Raw genomic sequence first — 1,516 nt, 5'->3', positions numbered from 1 at the left:
AAGTACGTCAACAACGACGTCTGCTACCCGGCGATCATGGTGATCGGGCAGCTCATCAACGCGTTCCTCACCGGTGAGGCCGACCCGGACAACTCCTCGGTCGCGATCTCGCAGACCGGCGGCATGTGCCGCGCCACGAACTACGCGGGCATGTTGCGCAAGGGGCTCGCGGACGCCGGGTTCGGCCAGGTGCCCGTGCTCGCGCTGAGCACCCAAGGGCTCGAGGATCACCCCGGCTTCAAGCTCACGCCCGGCCTGCTCCACAAGCTCGTGCAGGGCATCGTGCTGGGCGACCTCGTGCAGAACGTGCTGCTGCGCGTGCGGCCCTACGAGGCGGAGCCCGGCTCTGCCCAGCGCCTGTACGAGAAGTGGGACGCCCTCGTCCAGGAGTTCCTGCGCCACGGCGGGTGGTCGCCGACGTTGAAGCGCCGGATCGGTTACGGGTGGCTCATCGACACCATCGTGCGCGAGTTCGACGCGCTGCCGCTGCTCGACGTGCCGCGTCGGCCCCGGGTGGGTGTCGTGGGCGAGATCCTCGTCAAGTTCCACCCGGATGCGAACAACCATGCCGTCGGCGTCATCGAGGACGAGGGCTGCGAGGCGGTCCTGCCGGGGCTGCTCGAGTTCGTGGGCCAGGCGCTGTACGCCGGGGAGTGGCGGTTCGAGAACCTCGGCCTGGGGTCCAAGGGCGGCGTCCGGGCGCAGAAGCTGGCGCTCTGGCTGCTCGAGAGCTATGCCAAGCCCGCCCACCGGGCGCTGGCGCGGACGAACGGTAAGTTCACCGTCCAGGCCGACATGCACACGATGGCGACGCGCGCCGAGCGGGTCATCTCGCTGGGCACGCAGGCTGGCGAGGGCTGGCTGCTGACGGCCGAGATGATGGAACTCCTCGAGACCGGGACGCCCAACATCATCGTCGCGCAGCCGTTCGCCTGCTTGCCGAACCACGTCGTGGGGCGGGGCATGTTCGGCGAGTTGCGCCGCTTCTATCCCCACGCCAACGTGACCTCGATCGACTACGACCCGGGGGCCTCCGAGGTGAACCAACTGAACCGCATCAAGCTGATGGTCGCCACGGCGCACAAGAACGCGCGGAAGCTGCGCGAGGCCCAGCGCGAGCCGGCCTTCGCGGGCGGTGCGGGCGTTGGCAGGGTTGGCGACGCCGACGACGTCCGGGGTTGGGACGAGGGCGTACCCGACGAGGGCGATTTCGTTCTGGTGGACGCCTGAGCGCTGGCCCGCGCATCCTCACCGGAAGCCGGCGGCGTACGGGGGGCGCCTCCGCGTGCAGCAGTGGGCGCCTCAGGGGTGTGCGGGTGCGTGTTGCTCAATGCGCGCTCTGGCACTGGTTGTGCAGCACGGGGCTGCACACGGATGCCTTGATCAGGACGCGATCGACCGGCGAAACCACCTTGAGGACTTGAACCACGAAGGACGCTGCAGAGGGGCCGTTCATGCCTCGAGGGTGCGGTCGAGCAGGTCCTTCACCTCGCCGGGCAGCGCAGGCTCGGGGAGG

General features: G+C 69.2%; 1 protein-coding gene and 1 pseudogene. One reads left to right on the top strand and one right to left on the bottom strand.

What is annotated here, in order from left to right; genetic code table 11:
* Window positions 1-1,230, top strand: a pseudogene (locus tag Q1K57_RS12360) (2-hydroxyacyl-CoA dehydratase); the annotation flags it as partial.
* A gap of 97 nt (window positions 1,231-1,327) precedes the next feature.
* Here the strand turns inward: Q1K57_RS12360 and Q1K57_RS12355 are convergent.
* Window positions 1,328-1,456, bottom strand: a complete 129-nt coding sequence (locus Q1K57_RS12355) for a hypothetical protein (protein WP_300083117.1) — start codon at window positions 1,454-1,456, stop codon at window positions 1,328-1,330.
* Window positions 1,457-1,516: the final 60 nt, after the last annotated feature.

Source organism: Propioniciclava sp. (genome assembly GCF_029977985.1).
In the GTDB taxonomy this organism is placed as follows: domain Bacteria; phylum Actinomycetota; class Actinomycetes; order Propionibacteriales; family Propionibacteriaceae; genus Propioniciclava.
Note: the sequence above shows the minus strand (reverse complement) of the source record. Positions and strands in the feature narration are given on the sequence as shown.

Bases quoted from the DNA above. Each gene is read 5' to 3' on its own strand.
- Q1K57_RS12355 (WP_300083117.1), bottom strand. From the start codon at position 1,456: ATGAACGGCCCCTCTGCAGCGTCCTTCGTGGTTCAAGTCCTCAAGGTG.